The sequence below is a fragment of the Methylocaldum marinum genome, assembly GCF_003584645.1.
In the GTDB taxonomy this organism is placed as follows: domain Bacteria; phylum Pseudomonadota; class Gammaproteobacteria; order Methylococcales; family Methylococcaceae; genus Methylocaldum; species Methylocaldum marinum.
The window spans coordinates 1,301,823-1,325,467 of sequence record NZ_AP017928.1 but is presented as its reverse complement, the minus strand read 5'-3'; the positions used below and the strand labels follow the sequence as shown (position 1 = coordinate 1,325,467).

Annotated in this window: 18 protein-coding genes; 14 read left to right on the top strand and 4 right to left on the bottom strand. The window is 57.0% G+C overall.

The window, feature by feature from the left end; translation table 11 throughout:
* Positions 1 to 50: 50 nt before the first annotated feature.
* Genes sS8_RS05605 through sS8_RS05595 form a run of 3 tightly spaced genes read left to right on the top strand, consistent with a single transcriptional unit; the run spans position 51 to position 3,554 of the window.
* Positions 51 to 1,337, top strand: coding sequence for a paraquat-inducible protein A (locus tag sS8_RS05605; RefSeq protein ID WP_119628787.1), 1,287 nt, complete (start codon positions 51 to 53; stop codon positions 1,335 to 1,337).
* Positions 1,321 to 2,970 carry a PqiB family protein gene (locus tag sS8_RS05600; RefSeq protein WP_119628786.1) on the top strand — a complete coding sequence of 550 codons (1,650 nt, stop codon included), beginning with the start codon at positions 1,321 to 1,323 and terminating at the stop codon, positions 2,968 to 2,970. Before sS8_RS05605 ends, sS8_RS05600 begins: the two co-directional genes overlap by 17 nt.
* A gap of 2 nt (positions 2,971 to 2,972) precedes the next feature.
* The gene (locus sS8_RS05595) at positions 2,973 to 3,554 is read left to right on the top strand and encodes a PqiC family protein (protein WP_119628785.1); all 582 of its coding nucleotides are present in this window, start codon (positions 2,973 to 2,975) and stop codon (positions 3,552 to 3,554) included.
* Between the two features lie 118 nt (positions 3,555 to 3,672).
* On the opposite strand, the gene sS8_RS05590 is transcribed toward sS8_RS05595, so the two are convergent.
* From sS8_RS05590 to sS8_RS05580, 3 genes are all read right to left on the bottom strand, one after another.
* Complete coding sequence (locus sS8_RS05590; protein ID WP_119628784.1) at positions 3,673 to 4,005, bottom strand: RNA recognition motif domain-containing protein; 333 nt, start codon at positions 4,003 to 4,005, stop codon at positions 3,673 to 3,675.
* Positions 4,006 to 4,292: 287 nt separating this feature from the next.
* On the bottom strand, positions 4,293 to 4,787 hold the full coding sequence (locus sS8_RS05585; protein ID WP_170160966.1) for a siphovirus Gp157 family protein: 495 nt from the start codon (positions 4,785 to 4,787) through the stop codon (positions 4,293 to 4,295).
* 4 nt (positions 4,788 to 4,791) lie between these two features.
* The gene (locus tag sS8_RS05580; RefSeq protein ID WP_232020526.1) at positions 4,792 to 5,811 is read right to left on the bottom strand and encodes a hypothetical protein; all 1,020 of its coding nucleotides are present in this window, start codon (positions 5,809 to 5,811) and stop codon (positions 4,792 to 4,794) included.
* A 572-nt stretch (positions 5,812 to 6,383) separates the two neighbouring features.
* On the opposite strand from sS8_RS05580, the gene sS8_RS05575 reads away from it, so the two are divergent.
* From sS8_RS05575 to sS8_RS05560, 4 genes are all read left to right on the top strand, one after another.
* The gene (locus sS8_RS05575; protein ID WP_119628782.1) at positions 6,384 to 7,622 is read left to right on the top strand and encodes a PhoPQ-activated protein PqaA family protein; all 1,239 of its coding nucleotides are present in this window, start codon (positions 6,384 to 6,386) and stop codon (positions 7,620 to 7,622) included.
* A 114-nt stretch (positions 7,623 to 7,736) separates the two neighbouring features.
* Positions 7,737 to 8,246 (top strand): transcriptional repressor, encoded by a 510-nt coding sequence (locus sS8_RS05570; RefSeq protein WP_119628781.1) that lies wholly within the window; start codon positions 7,737 to 7,739, stop codon positions 8,244 to 8,246.
* Between the two features lie 95 nt (positions 8,247 to 8,341).
* On the top strand, positions 8,342 to 10,435 hold the full coding sequence (locus sS8_RS05565) for a TonB-dependent receptor (RefSeq protein ID WP_119628780.1): 2,094 nt from the start codon (positions 8,342 to 8,344) through the stop codon (positions 10,433 to 10,435).
* A 254-nt stretch (positions 10,436 to 10,689) separates the two neighbouring features.
* A complete protein-coding gene (locus tag sS8_RS05560; protein ID WP_119628779.1) occupies positions 10,690 to 12,003 on the top strand; it encodes a citrate synthase in 1,314 nt (437 codons plus the stop codon).
* 345 nt (positions 12,004 to 12,348) lie between these two features.
* Here the strand turns inward: sS8_RS05560 and sS8_RS05555 are convergent, their stop codons facing one another.
* Positions 12,349 to 13,878, bottom strand: a complete 1,530-nt coding sequence (locus sS8_RS05555) for a GGDEF domain-containing protein (RefSeq protein WP_119628778.1) — start codon at positions 13,876 to 13,878, stop codon at positions 12,349 to 12,351.
* Positions 13,879 to 14,274: 396 nt separating this feature from the next.
* On the opposite strand from sS8_RS05555, the gene sS8_RS05545 reads away from it, so the two are divergent.
* The 7 genes from sS8_RS05545 to sS8_RS05510 all read left to right on the top strand — a co-directional run bounded on the left by sS8_RS05545 (position 14,275) and on the right by sS8_RS05510 (position 23,551).
* Positions 14,275 to 15,114: a sulfite exporter TauE/SafE family protein gene (locus sS8_RS05545; protein WP_119628776.1), complete on the top strand. Its 840-nt coding sequence runs from the start codon at positions 14,275 to 14,277 to the stop codon at positions 15,112 to 15,114.
* Positions 15,115 to 15,459: 345 nt separating this feature from the next.
* Entirely contained in the window at positions 15,460 to 15,837 is a 378-nt protein-coding gene (locus tag sS8_RS29005) for a hypothetical protein (protein ID WP_232020525.1), read from the top strand.
* A gap of 183 nt (positions 15,838 to 16,020) precedes the next feature.
* Positions 16,021 to 17,385, top strand: coding sequence for a F0F1 ATP synthase subunit beta (gene atpD, locus sS8_RS05535; RefSeq protein ID WP_119632628.1), 1,365 nt, complete (start codon positions 16,021 to 16,023; stop codon positions 17,383 to 17,385).
* A gap of 207 nt (positions 17,386 to 17,592) precedes the next feature.
* Positions 17,593 to 18,762 (top strand): bifunctional 3-hexulose-6-phosphate synthase/6-phospho-3-hexuloisomerase, encoded by a 1,170-nt coding sequence (hxlAB, locus tag sS8_RS05530; RefSeq protein ID WP_119628775.1) that lies wholly within the window; start codon positions 17,593 to 17,595, stop codon positions 18,760 to 18,762.
* Positions 18,763 to 19,274: 512 nt separating this feature from the next.
* Positions 19,275 to 20,141 carry a L,D-transpeptidase family protein gene (locus tag sS8_RS05520; protein ID WP_119628773.1) on the top strand — a complete coding sequence of 289 codons (867 nt, stop codon included), beginning with the start codon at positions 19,275 to 19,277 and terminating at the stop codon, positions 20,139 to 20,141.
* A gap of 966 nt (positions 20,142 to 21,107) precedes the next feature.
* Positions 21,108 to 22,919, top strand: a complete 1,812-nt coding sequence (locus sS8_RS05515; RefSeq protein ID WP_119628772.1) for an ABC transporter ATP-binding protein/permease — start codon at positions 21,108 to 21,110, stop codon at positions 22,917 to 22,919.
* Positions 22,865 to 23,551 carry a transglycosylase SLT domain-containing protein gene (locus tag sS8_RS05510; RefSeq protein ID WP_331852281.1) on the top strand — a complete coding sequence of 229 codons (687 nt, stop codon included), beginning with the start codon at positions 22,865 to 22,867 and terminating at the stop codon, positions 23,549 to 23,551. The genes sS8_RS05515 and sS8_RS05510 overlap by 55 nt, the downstream gene beginning before the upstream one ends.
* The last annotated feature ends 94 nt before the right edge of the window (positions 23,552 to 23,645 follow it).

Here is a 23,645-nt window from a genome sequence, read left to right as displayed (position 1 = left end):
CCACGAAGTTCGATTCTTAACAGCTCAATTCAGTTCTCCACTGTCCTCTCGTGTATTCGTCCGCTAGTTCTGCCGCAGAGGCTGCCCCTGCCTTCGGCGATTTCGATAAGCTTTGTGCCTGTCATGAATGTGATCTTCTTCAGCGCAAGGTTCCGCTTGCGCCGGGGCAGAGTGCGCGCTGCCGCCGTTGCGGCGCGCAGCTGTATCATGCGCCGAGAGACACCCTGGACCGGACATTGGCTTTTTCCCTTGCGGCATTCATTTTGTTCGCGGTTGCCAATATGTACCCGATTCTGGGGCTGAGCATCCAGGGCAAACATACCGAGACGACGCTGGTCGGTGCCGTTCTGGAACTGCAAAAGCAGGGCATGGGCATAATGTCCGGCCTGGTGCTATTTACTACCTTCGTAGTGCCGGCAATGGAGCTATCCGGACTGTTATTTGTTCTGCTCCCTCTCAAGCTGAACAAAAAAATCCGCGGACAAGCGGCAGTGTTCCGATTGATTCAGGCGCTGCGACCGTGGGGCATGATCGAAGTGCTGATGCTGGGAATCCTCGTCGCCCTGGTCAAGCTCGCCCACATGGCGACTGTTCAGCCGGGCTGGTCGCTATGGCTTTTCGGGGCCTTTATTTTCGTCATGGCGGCGACTGCGGCCTCCTTGGATAGCGAAGAGATATGGTTGCGTCTGGGTCGACGCTATCCCACCGGAACAAAGGCAAATGCCGGGGCCGGCTATCTGAGCTGCCATGCCTGCGGACTGCTTGCCCGAGCCTCGCCGGAAAACATGGAACAGCATTGCTCGCGATGCGGGGGTGCGCTTCATGTCCGCAAACCGAATAGTATCGGCCGCTGCTGGTCTCTCCTGATCGCCGCCATGATCTTATACATTCCCGCCAACGTGTTACCGGTCATGTCTACCTCATCGATCGTCGGGGCTCAAGTCGACACCATCATGAGCGGTGTGGTCTATCTGTGGATGTCGGGATCGTGGCCCTTGGCGCTACTGGTGTTCTTTGCCAGCGTGATGGTGCCTCTCCTGAAGCTGATGGCTCTCGTTGTGCTCCTGGTGACGGTGCAGGCCGGTTCTCGTTGGCGTCCGCTCGATCGTACCCGGCTGTATCGGCTGACCGAAAGGCTCGGGCGCTGGTCGATGGTGGATATTTTCGTCGTTACCATGCTGGTGGCCCTGGTGGACGTACGTCCTTTGGCGGCTGTGCAGGCAGGGCCCGGGGCCATAGCCTTCGGCGCCGTGGTTGTGCTCACCATGTGCGCTGCCATGAGCTTCGACCCTCGACTGATTTGGGATTCCATCCAAGACAATGTTCATACGAGATAACGATGCCAAGTCCGCTCCGGAAACTGATCCGAGCGATTCATTGCCGGCCGCGGTGGTTGCACCACCAAGCCGTTTTACTTTTTCCATCGTCTGGGTCATTCCATTGGTCGCAGCGCTGATCGGTGCCTGGCTGGCCTGGAAAGCCATCTCCGAAAAAGGCCCCGTGGTCACCCTCGTTTTCAAGAGCGCCGAGGGGCTGGAACCCGGCAAGACCACTATCAAGTATAGGGACGTGGAAGTAGGCAAAGTTACGGATGTAGCCCTCAGCAGCGACCGCTCCAGCGTCATCGTCACCGCCGAAATGCGCAACGGCACCGAGGATTGGCTGGTGAAAGATACCCGCTTCTGGATCGTGCGTCCGCGGGTTGTCGCCGGCAACATTTCCGGCTTGGGTACCCTGCTTTCCGGCTCTTATATTGGTATGGACGTGGGCAGCTCCGCCGAACGCGAATATCAATTCCAAGGTTTGGATGTTCCGCCGATTCTGACCTCCGACCTGCAGGGCAAACGCTTCGTACTCAAAGGAGAAGACCTGGGCTCTCTGGACGTGGGTTCTCCCATTTATTTCAGGCATATCGCAGTGGGCAAGGTGCTCGGGTTCGAAATGGATCCGGCGGGAACCGGCGTCACCCTCCAGGTTTTCGTGGAAACGCCGTATGATCGTTTCGTGGTGGGCGACACCCGATTTTGGCACGCCAGCGGACTCGATCTAACGCTGGACGCCAATGGGATAAAACTCGACACGGAGTCTCTGATGACCATCATGTTGGGCGGGATCGCGTTTTCCATTCCGCCAGACAGTGGAGTGGCGAAACCCGCGCCGGAGGACTCGACATTTCCCCTCTTTGCCAATCGAGCCGCGGCTTTCGCGCCCCCTAAATCCGAACCGAGAAACATGGTCTTGTACTTCGACGAGACGATACGCGGACTATCGGTCGGTGCTCCGCTCGATTTCAGGGGGCTGCCCGCAGGAGAGGTCACGGGAATACGCGGTGAGTGGGATGCACGGAACCACCGCTTCCGGATTGCCGTTGATGTCGGTTTGAGATGGAGCGGAATGATTCGCAATCGGGCGGGCGAATCTGTCGCAACGACCCGCGAGGCGGTGCAGGGACAATTGAGCCGCATGGTGGAACGAGGACTGAGGGCGCAATTGCGCACCGGCAATCTCATCTCGGGACAGCTTTATGTCGCCCTCGATTTCTTCCCGGCCGCACCGTCGGCACACCTGGACTGGACGCGAGAACCGCCGGAGCTTCCGACTATGCCGGGTACCTTGCAGTCGCTCTCGGAGAGTGCCGAGAATATCGTCAAGAAATTGGACAAATTGCCGCTCGATCAGGTTGTCGCGGATCTCCGGCAAACCATGAGTTCATTGAACCGGACCCTGCAAAGCGTGGAACGGCTGGCGTCCAGCCTGGACCGTGAATTGGTGCCGGAGATGAAGACCACGATGTCGGACGCCAGACGTACCCTGGGCGAAGCACAGAAGACGCTCGCCGGTGACGGGCCGCTACAGCACGACGTTCGTGATGCCCTGAACGAGGTTTCCCGCGCAGCCCAATCCTTGCGCGTAATGTTGGATTATCTCGAGCGCCACCCCGAATCGCTGATCATGGGGAAGGAAAAATAGTGATGACCCGTCTACTGTGGACGACGATGCTTGTCGGATTTTTTACCGCCTGCGCCACCTCGTCACCGGCACGCTTTTATACACTGATGCCGGCGAATGGCCCCATCGCCACGCGTGGGACCCTGAGCGACGCCGGCAACGTCATCATGCTCGGGCCGGTTACGGTACCGGCCGCTTTGAATCAGCCCCAGTGGGTTGTGGCCAAGAGCGAGCATGAACTCGAAGTGCTGGAGCAGCACCGCTGGGCGGCACCTTTGAAGGATGAGATCACCGCCGCGCTGACCGCTCGACTTTCCCACCTGGTCCGCGATGCGACGGTAGCCGCCTACTCCCAAATGGCGTCTTTCGACCCGAGCGAGCGCATTCTGGTGGATGTTTCCCGATTCGAACTCCGTCCGGGAGAGAGCGTCGTTTTCGAGGCGCTGTGGACGATCAAGGCAGATCAGAAAACGATAGCCCGGCGCGGACATACCAGCCTGGCGATTCCGGTGACGGCCCGCGATCATGCGGCTTTGGCCGCCGCGCAAGGTCGAGCGCTCGATGCCTTGGCGCAGGATCTCGCCGCCGCGCTTCCAACGCATTGAGCCGTGCGAAACGCGATCGAGTCAAAAGAACGATCTAGGTGGAGAAATGTGGGGTGGTGTAGTGACCGACCGGTTCAATGAACCGGTCGGCGCTCGAAGACGATTTGCTGAATGCTGATTAGCCTCGGCGGTCGCCGTAACCTCCGTTACGCCTTCCGGCCGTCACGAAGGGATTGGAGCTGCCGTTGCGTTCACCTCGGTCTTGGGGAGGGCGGGCTTCATTTACCGTCAGGCTGCGGCCGCTCACTTCCTTGCCGTTCAAGGCCGCAATGGCGGCCTGTGCTTCCTGGGCGCTGCCCATTTCCACGAATCCGAACCCCTTGGAGCGCCCTGTTTCTCGATCCATGATGACATGGGCCGAGTATACCGTACCATGCGCCGCAAAAAGCTGGTGCAAGTCATCATTCCCAAGACCATAATTCAGATTTCCGACATACAATTTCCTGTTCACAAGATAACTCCTCAATACCCACTCAAATGACATATGCGCCGAAGGCCACAATATATTATCCGTCTATAACGGCTTCAGCTCCGCTCCTTGGAGAAACAAATAAACTATTTTTCCGCACTTATTTCCATAAGTAATCGCCCGTAGGTGCTATATTCCCGTTTCAAGTACCTGCTTTCGGCAGTATACCGAAGCTTGCCATAGGCGATATTGATGTAACGAAAATGGAATAGAGTCGGTTGATTTCAGGGCATGTGCGTATGATTATCGTCACAAAACGGTAACGCCCATCAACTAATGTCGAGCCGAGTTTCCTGTTCGAGGTGAGCGCCCTGTACTGTTCGTCCTGCTAGTAGTGCCTGTTTTATTCCGTTCTTGTCGATATGAATAATACTTTCCTCACGCTTAAATGCGCCGGGGACGGCCGACTCGTCGTCGAGGATGACCTTGGGCGGATTTTGCTTGACTTTTATGATGAATTGGGGGCTTCGAATCTCGCGTATATTGATGCGCTCCAGTTGGACCTTCAGATACCGCCGTAATCCGGCCGCCCGGGTTTCCAATGCCCTTCGCCGCCGGCTCATTCGTTCCTCGGCCTGACGAATCAGTTCCGCTTCGCCCTCCATGTGCAGGAGGGCGGCGGCTATGTTCCAGGCTTTGACGGAAATTTCGCCGGACAGCGCTTCCAATGTGTCCTCCACCACATCCGGTGGCAAATCCGGATTCATGAGTTCGTTCAAGGCCTGCTGGTATTGATCGGCAATCTCGTAAAGCTTGGTTTCCACGTCGTTACCTCGATTCGTTCGAAGTCGGGCTAGCCCATTCGTCCAACTTCCCGAGCAGTTTGTCATAGATCTCGGGGCTCAACTCTTCGAAAGCGTTCATCTTGTGTCTGCTCGCAGCTCTGACCCAACGCAGGACTCGCTCACGGTCCAGGCCCAGTTGTTCGATACGAGCTTCCAGCTTTTCGATCTGGTCCTGCGAAACGCTGCTGAACCGGTGGCTACGTCCCGAGGTCTCGGAAGCCGACGTAGATTCTGACGGAGCGGGCTCGGTGCCGCGCCGAGCGGGCTTGTTCCGCTCTGCGGTGTGTGGCTTTGAGCTCGGCCCTAGCTGCATGTCCTCCAGATCCTGGGTGAATACCTCGCTCAGGCCCGCCATGCGCAGGGTCGCATCGATGTGAGCCGACTTCCCGGCCATCTTGAGGGCTTTGTTGAGGTCCCCGTAGTCCTGCTGCACGCTGCGCGCACCTATGCCTTCGGCCACCGTCCGTTCTTGGCTGTCGCGCAATTCGCAGCGCAGAATGATCGTGCCGAGAGGTTGTCCCGAGAGAGCGGCCTGCTCATAGGCTGTGAGATTGGGATAGTGCACGGTGACGCCGAGCATGCCGCAAATTTTCTCTGCGCCCGGCTTGAACAGGCTGGGTTTGCTCCAGTGGCTGCCGATAGGGCAGGAGTCGGCTTCGCCGCGCCTGGCGAAAGTGCATTTTTCCCGGTTGAAGAGGTGGATGCGCCCGTAGTCGGTGCCTTCGACCAACGCTTCGCGTATCCAATTCAATATCGCTGCGCGATTGTGCTTACGCCGCTCCAGTCCCGCTTCGAATACATCGCTCGGCAAGTCCAGAGGGGACACGCTCGGCACTGCGGCCTTCGAGGTCTTTCGTGTGCTCTTGCGCGCCGGCTCTGCTTTCCCTTCCAACGGCTTTGCAGTGCTGTCGGCGCTATTTTCATCATGTTCGACATTAGCTGCGGGCGGAACCGAAGCGGCCGGGATTTCGAGGGTATTTTCGCGTTCTTTCACGTGATTCATAAACTGCTTGCTCCTACCGTACAAATCTTCTTTGGCGCATCCCGCCAGGCAGACACCTGGGCGCGAGATGCTATGGTTTGTACGGGTCATCAACGAAATTGAAGATAAAAAGAGCCGGAACATCCGGGTCATTGTGAGTTCATTCAAGGGGCCTCGAATCGCTTGCCCAGGGAATGGTAGATTCGTGCTTGGAGGATTCCTCGAAGTATTACGTAGGTTTGGAGACCGGACTTCGGCGCCGAGAGGCGTCGAGCCGGTGATCCGTATGGTTTCGAAGCAAATGGCGAGGAGTCGTTCTCGACCCGGTCCGGGCAATAGGATGGTGAAGGTGAAGTAGTGCAATAAATAATCAGTTTTCCTGGTAAGGTATTAAACAACTTTCGGTCGTGAAAGTTCCGTCAAGAATTCAAAAAAAATACGGTAATACAAAGAGTTGTCGTGGCTGTTTAGAGGGGCCCAGGGGAGGTCCGCGCTTGAACGATGCAGCTCTCGATTCGAGTCGAAGACAATCTGTAAGGATTGTCGGTCTATATTGGTAGGTCTTGACGCATCTTTGATGGAGTGGAGGAGGAATGGTTGGAGCGCTGGAAGATTATGTTAACGCGCCGGATGCCGTCTATCTGTGGAGATATGAATCTGAAACGCGCGAAACGTGGGGGACGTTGAACCGCCTGGAATTGATTTCGCAAAAATGGCGCGGCGAGCAATGGAGCCACGGCCTACTGATCGCTCAGCCCAGAGAATTACGTAATCCGGGGACCGCTTTTTTCCTGATTACGCACGATGGCTCCGCGTGCATTGATCTGTTGCGAGCGGCGGCGGAACAAGCCGGCGCTATTGCGGCGGCAATTACCGGGGTTCCGAATCAGCCGCTGTACGGACGCAGCGAGGATGCACTGGTCGCTTTTACATTCGATCGATATGCGGCGACCAACGACCGGACCTGGCCGCTGCTATTTCCCATGGTGAAAAGCGCGGTACGCGGCATGGATGCGATTCAGGAGTTCGCCGGCAGGACATTGAGCGTCGGCATCGAGAAGTTTCTGGTTGCCGGTGCGTCGAAGCGCGGTTGGACCGCGTGGCTGACGGCAGCCGTCGACAGGCGGGTAAAGGCCATCGCGCCGATGGTGTTCGACATGCTGAACATGAAGACGCAGCTGCGATGGACCGAGAAAATCTACGGACAGCAGAGCGAGTATATCCACGATTACACCGATTTGGGACTGCATCTCGCCCTGGAAGACAGTCCCCTGCATCGGTTGCGGGTTTGGGTGGATCCCTATGCGTATCGGGAGCGTTACCGAATGCCGAAGCTACTGCTGCTCGGGACCAACGATCCTTATTGGACGGTAGATTCGCTACGACATTACTGGCACGATCTGCCCGATCCGAAATTTCTGTTCCGGGCGCCGAACGCTGGCCATGGTGCCGGCAGCACACCGGAAGCCAAACAGACTCTTGCCAGCTTCTTCGAGCTGGTGGCCCGCGATCACCCATTACCGAGACTGGTGTGGACTCACACTCAACCGACGAACGACACCGAGATGATACAGGTGGAGACCGATGCGAAACCTACCGCAATACGTCTCTGGACCGCGGAGTCCTCGGATCGGGATTTTCGTAACGACGTGTGGTCGAGCCGGGGACTGGATCTCGACCCGGTGAGTAACGGTGCCGCTACGCTCGTGTTCACTCCGTGCGACAAATATCGAGCGTATATGGTCGAAATTGACCTGCACACCCCCAGTGGAAATCCCTATCAGTTGTCGACCGAAGTTCGGGTACTTCCCGATTTCGCGTATATCGAGTAAGGCGGATTCCGGGTTTAAAACCGAAGGCATCGTATTCCGGCGCATTCGCGCTTGCTGTCAATATAGAAACGTTATAAAGTAACACTCACGAGCAAGGCCTTAGAGGCTCAATCCATGAATGTCCGGCTTCCGCCGAGTCGAGAAGAATACCTGACACCCACCCATGATCACCGCGGCTGCGTCGACCGAGCGCTGCGCGTAGCGGAGCAACTGTGCGCACAGCGCGAGGTTCGGCTGACGCCGATTCGCCGCAAGGTGCTCGAGCTTATCTGGGAAAGCCATCGGGCGGTCAAGGCTTACGACCTGCTCGATCGGATTAAGCCATTCGAACAGGCCGCAAAGCCCGCGACGGTGTATCGGGCTCTGGAGTTTCTGCTCGAGCAGAAACTGATTCATCGCGTCGAAAGTCTGAACGCATTTATCGGCTGCAACTGCTCGGAACGTCGGCATGAGCAATTATTGCTGATTTGCGAACGCTGCGGAAACGTCGAGGAGAGGCCGGGAACCGAGGTGATGGCCGCGGTCGCGAGTGAAGTCGAGGAAGCGGGGTTCAAACTTCACCGGAAAGCCATCGAGATCCACGGCTTGTGTCCCCATTGCGTACAGCCCGAAGCCGAAGCTTGATGCTCGGCGTATCGGGCTGAGGCTCTTCAAAGCATCCGAGTTTGTCATATTTTTGTAACGCTATAACATTAGCGCAAAAGAACCCGATAACAATTATGCAAAAGCGAGTCGTCCTGCTTCTGGTTTCGTCTGTGTATGTTTCTTCCGGCGTGGCTGCAGAAGATGAAGCGGTAGAAGAGCTGGAGCCGGTGTTGGTTACTGCGCCGGTGCATAAATTTGCCGAGGAGATGGCGCGTCCCTTCAATGTCTTGAGAGGGGAAGAACTGACCCGGAAATCAGGCAATACCTTGGGCGAGACTTTGAGTCAGGAACTCGGGGTAAGCAGCTCATCTTTCGGAGCCGGTGTCGGCCAGCCGGTCATTCGCGGGCAGAGCGGCCCACGTGTGCGGGTCATGCAGGACAGCCTCGGCATTCAAGATGTATCCACGCTGAGCCCCGACCATGCCAATGCAGTGGAGCCGATCCTGGCCGAGCGCATCGAAGTGCTGCGGGGTCCTCAAACTCTGTTGTACGGTAGCGGAGCCATCGGCGGACTGGTCAACGTCATCGACAATCGGATTCCGGACCGGGTGCCGGAGCAGGTCATCTCCGGTGCAGCAGAGCAGCGCTACAACACCGTGTCCGACGAAACCACCAGCGCGTTGCGGCTGGATGCCGGACGAGGCCTATTCGCCCTACATTTGGACGGCTTTTACCGGGATCGGAACAATATCGAGATTCCGGGCTACGCCATCGACGAAAAGGCCGAAGGCGCCTCCCACGGCGCGGAAGGCCATGATGAAGCCATCGTCAACACCAAGGGTTACGTCGCCAACACCGATGCGAGGGCTCGCGGCGGCACGGTGGGCTTTTCGCTCGTCGGTGAACCGGGGTTTTTCGGTTTTTCCGTTAACCGGCTGGAAAACGAATACGGCATTCCGCCCGGCGCACATGACCACGGACATGAACACGGCGAAGAAGAAGCCAGCGGCCTCGACCGGATTCGTGTCGACATGGAGCAGTCGCGCTACGATTTCAAAAGCGAGCTATATGACCCCTTGGCTTTCGCCGAGACGCTCAAGATGCGCGTGGGCTACACCGACTACCGCCACGTGGAAAGGGAGAACGGTGCCGCGGGCACGATATTCCGCAACGAAGCGGTGGAAGGCCGTATCGAATTGGTTCACAAGCACATCGGCCCCTGGCACGGGGTGGTCGGCGCCCAGGTTCAGGAGAGCGAATTCTCCGCGGTGGGAGAGGAGGCCGTGGTGCCGAAATCGGAAATTTCTTCCTACGGCTTTTTTGCCGTGGAGGATATGCACTGGCGCGATGTGTTATTCGAATTGGGGCTCCGGGTCGAAGATCAAACCATCAGACCGGTTGACCGGAGAAGCCGCTCGCACACCCCGATCAGCGCCTCCGGCTCGGCCGTGTGGAACTTGCGCGACGACGCGGCGGTGACCTTTGCGGTAACCCGTTCGCAACGGGCGCCCCAGGTTCAGGAACTGTTCTCCAACGGCTTCCATGCCGCGACGAGGAGTTTCGAAATCGGTAACCCCACGCTCTCGGAAGAGACATCCTACAACCTTGACCTTGGCTTCAGGTACAACACGGGGTGGGTTAGCGCCGAAATCGATTTGTTCCACAATTGGGTGAATGATTATATCTTTCAGCGCAATCCCGGTACTGTTTTCAATCGCGAAACCGAGAAATTCGAGGCCGCCTGCTCGGAAGATGACGCGTGCATTCCGGTGCTCGAGAGCTCACAGTCGGACGCGACGTTCCAGGGCTTCGAAGCCAGCGTCAAATTTCCCGTGTTCGACCGGGCTTTCGGAAAGCTCGATCTCACTCTGTTCTCAGACTACGTCCGCGGCCGCTTCAATCACGGTGGCGACGTGCCGCGCATGCCGCCGCTCCGCTATGGTTTTCAGGTGGATTACGGCTTCGAAAAACTGACTGCCTTTGCCCGGTTGATGAACGCCGAGGCGCAGAGGAACCCAGGCGAGAACGAAACTCGAACGGCTGGATATCTGCTGTTCAACGTGGGCGCCGAGTATCGTCTGGCTGCCGCGGATTACGCGGAATTCATGATATTCGTGAGAGGCCGGAACCTGCTCAACGAAACCATCCGCAATTCCACCTCCTATCTACGCAATATCGCACCCGAGCCCGGCCGTGCCGGAGAATTCGGGATACGCATGAGTTTCTGACCGGAAACGTCATCCGGGACGCTTGCTCCCTTCGAAAATACCGGAAAAAATCTCAATTCGTCCGATGCCGGTTCTGGCGTTTCGTCGCCAAGTATCGACAATTCTCCGTAATTGCGTTTCCATGGTGCGGTCGCGTTTCCGGTTCCGGTGACCTACGCCATGGCCCAGTCCATGACAAGCCATATGGATTTCTCTTCTGCGAACTTCCCGCGGACCATTGGAATCCAATCAGTCAAATTCAAGTGGAAACCACTATGAGCAACGAATACGTCAAGTTAACCGATCCCGATGGCAGGCAGCTGACCTCTCTGCCGATAGTGAAGGGAACGATGGGGCCATCCGTGCTGGATATTTCCAAGCTCTACCACGATGTTGGCTGTTTCACAGTTGACCCCGGGTATTCGATGACGGCAAGTTGTGCGAGCGGAATAACTTATATCGACGGCGAACAGGGAGTTCTGCTGTATCGCGGATACCCCATAGAGCAATTGGCGGAGCAGAGTAGCTTTCTGGAAGTCACGTATCTGCTCTGGTACGGCGAGTTGCCCAACGAGAAGCAATTACAGCAATTTACGCAGGAAGTCGTGCACCATACCATGATCAACGAATCCCTCCGGCTGTTCTACCAGGGGTTTCATCACGACGCTCATCCGATGGCGGTTTTGGTAGGAGTTGTGGGATCGCTTTCCGCTTTTTATCACGATTATTTGGATATCCACGATCCGAGGTCGCGAGAGTTGGCGGCGCTACGTCTGGTTGCCAAGATGCCCACCATCGCGGCGGCGGCCTACAAGTACACTATGGGGCAGCCGCAAATCTATCCCAGGAATTCTCTGAGCTACACGGGCAATCTTCTGCACATGATGTTCGCGATGCCGACGCAGGCTTTCGAGATCGATCCCGTGGCGGAGCGCGCGTTGGACCTGTTGTTGGTTTTGCATGCCGACCACGAGCAGAACGCGAGTACATCGACGGTACGCTTGGCGGGGAGTTCGGGGGCCAATCCGTTTGCCTGCATCGCAGCGGGAATTGCAGCACTGTGGGGTCCGGCGCATGGTGGCGCGAATGAAGCGGTCATAAGGATGCTCCAGGAAATCGGAGATGTCAAACACATACCACAATTCCTCGCTCGGGCGAAGGACAAGAATGATCCGTTCCGTCTCATGGGCTTCGGTCACCGTGTGTACAAGAATTTCGATCCGCGTGCGAAGATTATCCGTGAGACCTGTTACGAGGTGCTCGGAAAATTGGCCGATACCAAAGATCCGCTGTTCGATCTCGCCCTTAAACTGGAAGAAATCGCGCTGAAGGATGAGTATTTCATCGAACGCAAGCTATATCCCAATGTCGATTTTTACTCGGGCATCATTTACCGCGCCTTGAAGATCCCCATGAGTATGTTTACCGCGATGTTCGCCGTCGCGCGTACCGCCGGCTGGATGGCTCACTGGATGGAGATGATGGCCGACCCGGAACAGCGGATCGGTCGCCCGAGACAGCTCTACACGGGCCCCGTCACTCGGGATTATGTGCCGTTGAACGAACGCAGCAAAGACGACCCGCATTAATCGGATCGTCATTCGCCGGCAGGGTTAAATCGGGAAACGGCAGTTGTTCACTTGGATCGCGTAGAAACGCCGCACGTATTCTGGTCGTCGTGTCTTCCACCGATATCTTCGCTTGGACGACGCTGCTATGTACCCGATTGCACGGCGGGCCGGCCACGTGCCGGCGTCGCTCCTTGTTGCTGGAGACTGCCCCGCAGGGGCGTCGAGGCCCTTCGACGGAGCTCAGGACAAGCTTGCCAGCCGACCCGCCCCCGCACACTCGAGCACGATCAACTGCCGTTTCTAGTTTAAACAAAAAGCCGAAACCATGCGGTTCCGGCTCCTAAAGTCGACATTCATGCCCGATCAGGCTTTTTTCCGCAGTAGCGCCGCATTGGCATCGACGATCAAGGGCCAACCCGTCCTTCGGCCGATAGGCGCGGCCGCTGCCGCAAGTGCTTCGTTCAGGACAACATTTCCTTGGTCATCGAACATGAAGGTTCGATCGCGGCCTTTCTCCTTGGCGATACGGCATGCGGTATCGGCGCTTCGAAGCACCGATGCCGCATCTCCGTTTGCGGCCGCCAGCGCCGTAATCCCAATGCTGACGCCTATTCGAATATCCTTTTCGGTCCATGGCAGCGAACAGTTCCTGACGGCGTCCCGAAGGTTATTGGCGACGATCCGCGCCCGTTCGAGCGGGCAGTTCTCCAGCAAAAGGCCGAACTTGTCGCCACCCAGCCGCCCGAGGATGTCGCTCTGCCTCAGCCGCCGTTCCAGGACGTCTCCCACGGTCTGCAGCAACTGATCGCCGGCGGTGCGCCCGTAGGTGTTGTTGAAAATCCGGAAATGATCGAGGTCCAGATAGCACAACACATGTTCGGATCGGCACTCGCGGGCAGCAATCAGGAGATCCTCCAGGCACCGCTCAAACTCGATGCGGTCCCTCAGCGACTTGTCGATGTTCGCGTCGGAGATCCGGAACAGAGCGGATTGTTTTGTCAATTGTTCCGCGCGGTGGCTCTCCATCTCCTCTATACGCCGACGGAAATGCTCGAGCTCCCGCTCCAGCTTCTTGTCTTTGTCGATATCGACGAGTGTCCCCTGCAGGAACAGAGGCCGGCCGGCAGCGTCGTTAACCACCCGGGCTTTATCCAAGACCCAGCGCGCCTTGCCATCGTGGGTAATGACACGGTATTCGCAACGGAGCGGCGCGTGATGCTCATAAGTTCTTGAGAAATGCTCGATGACCATTTCCCGGTCGTCCGGGTGGATCCATTTGATCAAACCGATGCCCAGGGGATCGTCCAGCCAGATTTCCGGGCTGTAGCCCAACGCCCCGATTTGCGGGCTGACGTACAGCAGTTTTCCCGGAGCTTCGAGCGACGCAATATAGGTTATTGCTTCGATTTGTTCCGCCAGGGCGCGGTATTTGGCTTCGGCTTGCCGCAGCCTTTCCAGGGCGTCGTCCCTTTCTCGCAGTAATCGAGCCTGCCGTACGGCACGGGCAATCGAGTCCGGGAGCCACTGTACGAACTTCGGTTCAACGGATTTTACGAGGCAGTCCGAAGGACAGCACTTGAACGTGTCCGTCACGGCCTCGACGTCATCGTTCGACGTCAATACGATTATAGGCACCGGCAGCGGGTCGGTTTCCGCCACCAAATCGGCAATCAGATCGCTCAGGTCGAAATCCGGCAGGTGTCGATCGATCAGGATGCAGTCGGGCATCTGAGCCCTTATCAGTTTCAGCCCCAAGCGGCCGGTGGCGGCCTCCCGGAGTTCGAACCGCAAGGACGAATGCTGGTCGAGAGCCTGCCTGCAGATTTGGCGAAAAGCGGGGTCGCTGTCGATGAGCGCGAGGCGGATGGTCGGTTCGATAGTTAAGGCGTTCATTGTATTTACTCGTTACAGTCCTGTAGGCACATGAAGAACGCTTTGTTCCGCAGCCGGATTCAAAGGCGGCGAACAGTCATCCTGCGATGTTCGATGCTTCGGTGTCTATCCTTTTTGTGGTGCAAAACTCTAGACCAAGTCGCGCCTTTACGTAATAAGTACTGTTGCATACCGGATACAAACCGGATCGGCTTCCGTGCTCGACTCCATAGCGAATGGAATGGCTTTAGACTATCTTCGACGATGGGCCGATCTGTTGGGAAATGAAACGAACCGCTATTCGATGACGTACCGAGTTTCGACAATTTCGACCGTGCCGCAAGCGGCCGGTTCGGAAGAGCGAACCATGTGGCTCCGTTCCGATTTCCGGGCGCCGGGCAAACCGGTGCTTTCATCATGACTCGGGAAGACAAGGGGCATTCACCGTCGCTCGGATCACCGGCGCCCGTGACCGCGCGAAGCGGAATGGCCGCCTTCGGCGGCGGAGCGTTGATCGGAACCTTGGGCGGCTTGATGGGGCTGGGCGGCGCGGAATTCCGCTTGCCGATGCTGATCGGAGCGTTTCGGTTTGCGGCTTTGGAAGCCGTCATCGTCAACAAGGCGATCAGCTTGCTGGTCGTTGCCTCGGCTCTGCCGTTCCGCACCGGAACCGTGCCTGTCGCTGTCGTGGTTTCGCATTGGCACGTGATAGCGAATCTCCTGGCAGGAAGTTCGGCGGGGGCATGGGTCGGCGCGGGTTGGGCGATTCGGCTCCGGGCGGAGACGCTTTATCATGTCATGGCAATATTGTTGGCCTTAATCGCCTTGGTCTTGTTGTTCGGCCATGACGCCAACAGCGCCGCCCGCTTGTCGCTTCAAGGCATTGCGCTGATCCTTGCCGGTTTGGCAGCGGGCTTCGGCATCGGTCTGACGGCATCGCTCTTGGGCGTGGCGGGTGGAGAACTCTTGATTCCCACTCTGATGCTACTGTTCGGGACCGATATCAAACTGGCCGGCAGCCTATCGTTGGCGGTGAGTCTGCCGACCATGCTCATCGGCATCGGCCGCTACAGCCGGGACAGGGCCTTCGCCGTGCTGGGACAGAATTCTCGCTTCCTGGGGATCATGGCGGCGGGTTCGGTGCTGGGTGCATATCTTGGAGCACGATTGCTCGGCCTGATTCCGGGTACGATTCTGCTGCCTCTACTTGCGTTGATCCTGGTGTTGTCGGCGGTCAGGATTTGGCGTCACTGCTAACGCGGGAACGTTCTGCGAACTTGGGAGCAGGAGTGCCTCGGCAGTGAACGAATTGCCGGGATCATAGCTGCCGTCGCCGGCGCAATGGATTGAGGGTTAGGCGATATCGGCGGATTGCCGGAAGCGACGGATCCGGAGAAGGGGGCGGGCCGTTGTAACGGTGCTCGATCCGGTTTTCCTTCCTGCGGCCTCCAGCAGCGATTAGGAAACCGTTCCGGTGTCGGTGGACTTGAGCGCACCGGATCCGGTCGTATTTTCGGGAATTTGCCGGCGGGTTCAAACTGACGATTGGTCGCGTGATTCTATGGAAGAAGCATCCTTTTGGCTGAAAGTAAGCGGGGCAAGATGAACGGTACGCAGGTAAAAAGCTTTTTGCTCCTGACCGTGCTGGCAATCATCGGATTCGGGCCATTGTCGGTGACCTGCCTGATCGGCATGTTTATCTTGCTCAAAAGGCCGGAATGGTTTTACCGGGTCGTGAAAAATCTGTATCGAGACCGGCCCTGCAGGTCTGGCGATCCCAAAATGCCGGCGGAAGAAAAAGGAAAGAAAGCCACGGCGGCCAGGATCAAATCTTTCTTGTGCCTGTTCATCCTGCTGGTCCTGGATATCGCGCCGGTCCCCGTAACCGGGACAATCGGTCTGTACGTCGTAGCGGCAAGGCCTTGTTGGTTCAGGACCCTGGTCGAGAAAATTTATCTCGGCGTTAACGGATCAGGTTGAGGGCAGCACATGGGATCCGTTACAAATCCGGTAGGTGTAGGATAAGAACGCTTCTGAGATTGGGTATTCGCTCGATGGCTCAATCGGGCGCTTTTGGATCTTGATGCGAAGAGCGTCGGAGCTTGCCTAGCGTTCCGGTGGAAGCTTCCCACAAAACCGACGACGAAGACCGAGGATACACAAGTGACATCTCTACCCGTCGGCCACATCGCCGAAGTCTATGGACCGGTGGTCGACATCACCTGCCGGTCGTTGCCGCCCTTGCACCGGGCTTTGTATGCCGCAATCGACGACGAGCGTTATGTGTTCGAGGTTCACCAGCATCTCGATCCGACGCGGCTCAGAGCGATCACCTTGCACCGTACCTCCGGCTTGAAACGCGGCATGCCGGTTTATGATACCGAGGGTGCCTTACGGGTACCGGTCTCGCCGGAATGCCTGGGGCGGCTCTTGAATGTTTTCGGCGCCCCGCTGGACGGAGGCGGACCGCTGCCCAACGCCGAGTTTCGAGAAGTCTTGGCGCCTCCTACTGCGCTCCATGAAGCAGTTCCGGCCAGCCGCATCCTGGAAACCGGCATCAAGGTCATCGATCTTTTATGCCCGTTCGTGCGCGGCGGCAAGACGGGATTGTTCGGCGGTGCCGGGGTCGGCAAGACGGTATTGATCATGGAATTCATGCATGCGATCGTCGCCCTCCATCAGGGAGTCTCGGTGTTTGCCGGGGTCGGGGAACGCATCCGCGAAGGTCACGAACTGTGGCACGAAATGCGAGGTACCGGCGTCATGGGCAACGCCGTGCTGGTTTTCGGGCAGATGGACGAATCACCGGGCGTGCGGTTCCGGGTCGGACTGACGGCGCTGACTTATGCGGAATATCTACGAGATGCTCTGGGCAAGGAAGTTTTGTTCCTGATGGACAACGCGTTCCGGTTCGTTCAGGCGGGGAGCGAGGTTTCCGGATTGCTCGGACGGATGCCGGCCACGGTGGGTTATCAACCCACGCTGTTGAGCGAGGTGGCGGAGCTGCAGGATCGAATCGTATCGACCCGTCGGGGCGGTATTACATCGGTGCAGGCGATTTACGTCCCGGCCGACGACATGACGGATCCCGCGGTAAACGCCATCCTTGGCCATTTGGATACCAGCGTGATCCTGTCGCGCACGCAAGCGGCCAAGGGGATTTATCCGGCCGTCGATCCGCTGTTATCCGGCAGTAAAATGATGGACCGGTATTTTCTGGGAGATCGGCATTACACGGTGGCCGAGGCCGTACGCGCCCATCTGGCCCGCTATCAGGAGCTGGAAGACATTATAACGATGCTGGGTATCGAGGAGCTTTCCGAAAAAGACAGGCTCATGGTGCTGCGTGCCCGAAGACTTCAGCGTTACCTCAGCCAGCCCTTCCACACTGTTGCAGAGCACACCGGCATATCCGGGCTCTCCGTACCTCTCGAGCGAACTCTGGCCGACTGCGAAGCCTTCTTGCGTGGCGATTATGACGATGTACCGGAGGAACGCTGCTATATGCGCGGAGCGATGCAAACCTGAGCGGCCGCTCTCATCTTCTACCAGTTGAGGAGCCGTTCGACCCTGAACCATCTTGCCCACGACCGGTACTCTGCTAGCATAGACATTCCAGCGACGGGGGGAATCAGCCGGCGAACGAGACTTCGTACTCATTTCCTTAAACCTCTGCCGGTAGAAAGCCCGTGCGGCCTATACGATAACCAATGATAAGCTGTCGGAGCACAATTCATGGCAAGACCCTTAATCCAATTGGCACTGGACTCCTTAGACATCGATCAAACCCTAAGGCTGGCCAACATTACGGCACCCTATATCGATATCTTCGAAATCGGAACGCCGTGTATCAAGCATAACGGGATCGCTTTAGTCAAAGAGCTGAAGCAGCGGTATCCCGACAAATTGATCTTGGTCGATCTCAAGACCATGGACGCAGGCGAGTACGAAGCCACGCCCTTTTTTGCCGCCGGTGCCGATATATGCACCGTTCTCGGCGTATCCGGACTTCCGACCATTGCCGGCGTGATCAAGGCGGCCAAGGCCCACAATGCGGAGGTACAAGTCGATCTCATCAACGTACCGGATAAGCTGGTATGCGCGCGGGAGGCGGCCAAGCTGGGCGCTCACATCATCGGCGTGCATACCGGACTCGATGCGCAGGCGGCTGGGCAAACACCGTTCGCCGACTTGCAAGCGATTGCCAAATTAGGCTTGCCGGTGAGAATTTCCGTCGCCGGAGGGATCAACCAAGTGACGGTTCGCCAAGTCGCGAAAACGGGCGCGGACATCATCGTCGTGGGTGCGGCGATTTACGGAGCACCTTCGCCTTCGGATGCCGCGCGGGAGATCCGCGAACTTGTCGAAGGCAAACATCACAAGTTCATCATGTCGAAACTCGCGGGCGTGCTCGGATCCACGGACGCCCGCTACGAGGCAAGGCTGACCACCATGCTGGACCGGGCGTCCCGAGTCTTTATCGCGGGCGCCGGGCGTTCGGGTTTGGTCGCCAAGTTCTTTGGCATGCGCTTGATGCACGGCGGCTACGACGCTTACATCGTGGGCGAGGTCGTCACTCCGAGCATTCGCAAGGGAGACTTGTTCATCGTCATCTCCGGCTCGGGAGAAACCGAGACGATGTTGGCGTACACCAAACGCGCCAAGCAGATGGGCGCCAACATCGGCTTGATTACCACGAAAGACAGCTCAACGATAGGCGATCTGGCGGACGTGGTATTTCGGATCGGTAGTCCCGAGCAGTATCGCAAAGTGATCGGCATGCCCATGGGCACGACTTTCGAGCTGTCCACACTGCTCTTGCTCGAAGCGACCGTATCGCACATTATTCACGCCAAGAAAATTCCAGAAGAGCAGATGCGCACCCGGCACGCTAATTTGGAGTGAGGCTTTACGGACTTCAGTCCGGGCGCGCCGGCATTCCGGTTCGTGGGTCCGGGTCGAAATCCGCGCCGGTTTTTATCGATCAGGTTTTGAAAAGTCCGGCGGTACTGACCTTGTCCGCCAAACGGTTGTTCGTCGATTCTCAAGATGTGTCGTTCGAAATGGACGGCTGTCGGCGAACGGCCGGTTTATCGCCACCGGTCGGGACGAAACGGCTTGGTGCTTACGAGGTGAAACGGGTGTTTTTCGAGCCCGATAGGTTAGACTGATTGCGGCTGCGTACGAGGATACCGGCTTTATGCCGGCAGGGTACTGTCGGTCCGGGCTGTCCCGAATCAGTCGGCTCCTTAAAAAAGGTTTTAACGGAACACCTACTCTTATGACCTTCGATAGAAAGACTCGGTTGCCGAGTGGTTTAAGCTTTTGCCGTCACGGGAGCATCCTCTCGCAATCAAGGTCGTCTCGGCCGGTCGCCCGGCAGCCAGGGAGGCAACATTGTTTTTGAGGGAACAGCCATGAACTCGAAGATCGAACATATCCTTTTGGTGATGTTGGCGGCGTTGCTTTTGACGGCATGTACCGGCGGCAGTAAGAATCCCGCGCGGACGGGAGGCAAAGAAGTCTTCAGGTTGGTCAAGAAACCTCATTCGACAAACAGTGGAGCAGCCATGCCGACGATTGTCCAAGAGACCATGCCTCCGCCCATTCTCGGAGAGGGCCACCGAACCACGGATGACGTGCTCTACCATTTCCGCCCCTATGTAAGACAGCAGCTGATGCCTTATTTCCGGAACGCCGGGGTGTCTTACCCGCCGAAGAAGGTCACGTTCATCGCGCTGAAACAGGAGAGGAAACTCGAAGTTTGGGCCGGAGACGCAGGAGAGTTTCGGTTTATCCGCGATTACGATATCAGAGCCGCCAGTGGCGTGACCGGCCCCAAGCTAAAGCAAGGGGACAAGCAGGTTCCTGAAGGAATATATCGGATTGTAGGCCTCAATCCGAACAGCAACTACCATCTATCGATGAAGCTGAACTATCCTAACGAGTTCGATTGGTTCCATGCCGAGCGGGAAGGCCGTTACGATCCGGGCTCGGATATTTTTATCCACGGCGACAGCGTCTCTGCAGGTTGTCTTGCCATGGGGGACAAAGCGATAGAAGAACTATTCGTCCTCACGGCAGAAGTCGGACACGAAAACGTCAAAGTTATCATCACGCCGCGCGATCCGCGCGTTTTGCCGCTGGATCCCAACGGTTATGGGCTGCCGACCTGGACACCCGAACTTTACAGGATGATCTCTGCAGAAATGGAATTCTTTTCCGACGAACTCAGGGTTTCCAACAGCCGGCCCATATATCCGGCGCGCTCGCCGATTCGTTGATTTTTCCCGGCTATCCGAACTGGGAGCCTGATTTTTGTGGGAAAGCGGTCGTCCGGCAATCACCGCGTCCGCATGGAAATCGCGGCTTCACGGGGTAAATGGTGAATGCGAATGCCTCGGCAGGGGAGGTGCTCGCAATACAAAGCTGACCGCGCGGCTTCTTAGCCCTTCATTCCGAAAGGCAGTGTTTCGGTCTGGCCGGCTGAGGTGCCGCGCCAGCCCGAAAGGTTTTAAAGATCAACTTGGCGTCTCAGGGTGTCTGTTGGTTTCCTACAGAGCACTTCGGGTGACGTTTTGCTTCCGCTTCGTAGGCAAAGCCCGCCACGTGCATCCGAAGGATGCATTTCACGTATTTCCATAAGGCGGAAAATGTTGGTTCGCTCAGTTCGCGTTCGATTACGGTAGTCGACATGGCCTCTTCCTCCGAATTCTCGTTAACTCATTCGAGAGTTTGCATTCTTTATCTCGTCGGCAGTGCGACATTGTGCACAAGCACCAAGGTTCGATCGGCCCACAAACGGCATCGGCCTTCTTGCAGGACGGATGTCTTGTGCCATATACCGCCGACTTGAGACGCAGATAAAGCCGACTTTGGACCGCGCAACCGGAGTGCCTCGTGCGCTTCCCTTCGATTACGAATGTTAGACCATCCTCAAGATATGGGTGAGCTTTTTTTTTGTGACATATTTGCTCGAAGACTTTGCGACAGTGGCAATTTTGATCAGAGATGACGACACTTAATGCCATCGCTTTCTTGCCGTCGCTCGGATCTCCCCCTTGCGAGCGATACGGGACTTGAGCCACACTGCGGGCGAAAACATCGGTGGCGGCTCCATTGATTTTCGATCGACCGGATGATGCACGTTCCACATCGACTTCCTGTGCCGGAGAAGGTGTGTGCGGTTGGAGGAAGGGCGCGGCGGGGGAACGCGCCTCGGTGGGTGGGTAATGTAACGACAATGATTTATGACTGCAGAATTTTCACAGATTAACCGGTTAACCTGGCTTCGCTTCGTTCGCGGTATCAAGAACTTTGTGGCTTCCGAAGCGGGGCGCAAGGCCGTGATACTGTTCGTCGGCTTGGTTTTATTTCTCCTCGCGATCAATGGCCTCAATGTTCTAAATAGCTATGTCGGTCGCGATTTCATGACGGCCATCGCGGAACGGAATCAGCAAGGTTTCGTGTGGCTGGCCGTGGTCTATATCGGCGTTTTGGCGGCATCCACTCTGGTCGCGGTTTACTATCGTTTTACCGAAGAGCGTCTGGGCCTGCTCTGGCGGGATTGGTTGACCCGGCGCTTTGTTAACGTCTATCTGGAACATCCGACCTACTACCGGCTCAACGACCGGCTCATCGCAAACGGCGAAATCGCGAATCCGGACCAACGAATCGCCGATGATGTACGAGCGTTTACGGTCACCACGCTTTCTTTCACGCTGATGTTTCTTAACGGCGCATTTACCGTCGTGGCCTTCTCGGGCGTAATGTGGTCGATAAGCCCTGTACTGCTCGGAGTAGCGGTAATTTATGCCGTGGTCGGATCATACCTGACTATCCGCTTGGGGTATTCTCTCGTCGGATTGAACTATAACCAGCTCGACAAAGAGGCCAACTTCCGGGTAGACCTCATTCACGTTCGGGAAAATGCCGAATCTATTGCGCTGTTGCGCCGCGAAGGCCGGGCTAAAGCGAGAGTCCTGCGTCATTTGGACGAATTGATGGCCAATTTCCGGAAGATCATTACCGTCCATAGGAATTTGGGATTCTTTACGACCGGGTACAACTATTTGATTCAGATTATCCCGGCCCTGATCGTAGCCCCTCTCTATATTCGCGGAGACGTGGAGTTCGGCGCCATTACCCAGGCGGCCATGGCCTTCGCGCATCTTTTGGGTGCTTTTTCACTGATCGTAACCAATTTCCAATCGATTTCATCGTTCGCCGCGGTCATCGCACGCTTGGGAACGCTTGCGGAAGCAATCGAGCAGGCTCAAGCTACGCCGGTTCCGAGCAGCGAAGTTTGTCCCCATCATCGGCGTACGTCCGAATGTCCTCTTTGCCTCGAAACTCCGGTTGTTCCGGCAGCCATAGAGGTATGCGAGAACGACGGGCTGCTGGCGTACGAGCGTTTGACGTTAAGATCCCCGGAAGATGGTCATATCGTGGTCAAGGACTTGTCGGTATCGGTTCAGGCGGGAACGCGGCTCCTGGTTTCCGGGGAAAACGACATTGCGCGAGTCGCCTTGTTCAAGGCGACTGCCGGTCTTTGGGAAATGGGGGATGGACGCATCATCCGCCCGGAACTGGATCAGATCATGTTCCTTCCCGAGCGCCCTTATCTTCCGCCGGGGACGCTGCGCGAACTGTTGGTCCGAACCGGCCAGGAGTTGGTCATCGACGAGTCGCGCATTCGCGCCGTTCTCGGCGCTTTCGACCTGGAACCCGTGCTTGCGAGAGCCGGCGGGCTGGATATGGAACACGACTGGGGCAGCATCATGTCGCTGGCCGAACAACAGTTGATCGCCGTCAGCCGTCTGGTTATCGCTGCACCGAAGTTCGTATTTCTGGACAGAATCGATACCGCCCTGAGCATCGAGCAAGTTCACAAAGTTTTGGACGTACTCAACGCGAACGGGATTGCCTACATCAACCTCGGCGGAATTCAAGACGGGCTCCAATATTACGACGCCGTTTTGGAATTCGCCGCCGATGGAGAATGGACATGGAAGGCGCTTGGACCCGAGCGAAATACATACACGGAAAAGGCAGCCGTCTGATGGTTCGAGCAAACGCCGGAACCCCCCGGATTCCGGTCAGTCCGACCGTATGTCTTGTGATTTCGGCCGTACTCGCGGGTTGTGCGACTGCCCCGCCGAAAAACCCGTCCAATCTGTGCTCCATTTTTTTCGAGAAGGAGGACTGGTATACCAGCGCCAAGAACGCCCAACGCCGCTGGGGGGTGCCAGTACCGATTCAACTGGCGATCATCAATCAGGAATCGAGTTTCGTCGAGGATGCGCGTCCGCCCCGCTACCGGTTATTGGGCGTTCTTCCGCTATGGCGCAAGTCATCGGCCTATGGCTACGGTCAGGTCATAGACTCGACCTGGGAGTGGTATCGAACGAAAACCGGAAGCAACGGCGTGGATCGTGATGAGTTTGGAGACGTCGTCGATTTCATCGGCTGGTACGCAGATCAAAGTTATACGCGCCTCGGCATAGCAAAGTCCGACGCTTATAACCAATATTTGGCGTATCATGAGGGCCACACCGGGTTTCGGCGTAAGTCCTATCGCTCCAAACCCTGGTTACTGCGTGTCGCCCAGCGCGTCGCGGCGACTGCAACACGCTATCGCCGGCAGTTGTTGAGTTGCCAACCGAAGTTGGAAAGATCCTTGGCAAGCGACTGAGACGCTGTCATGCATCGGCGTGCCGTAACCCGAGTGCTTGTTCGGGTGAGGCTTTGCGTCTCCATTCCGTTTTGCGAACGTCGTGCGCCAAGAT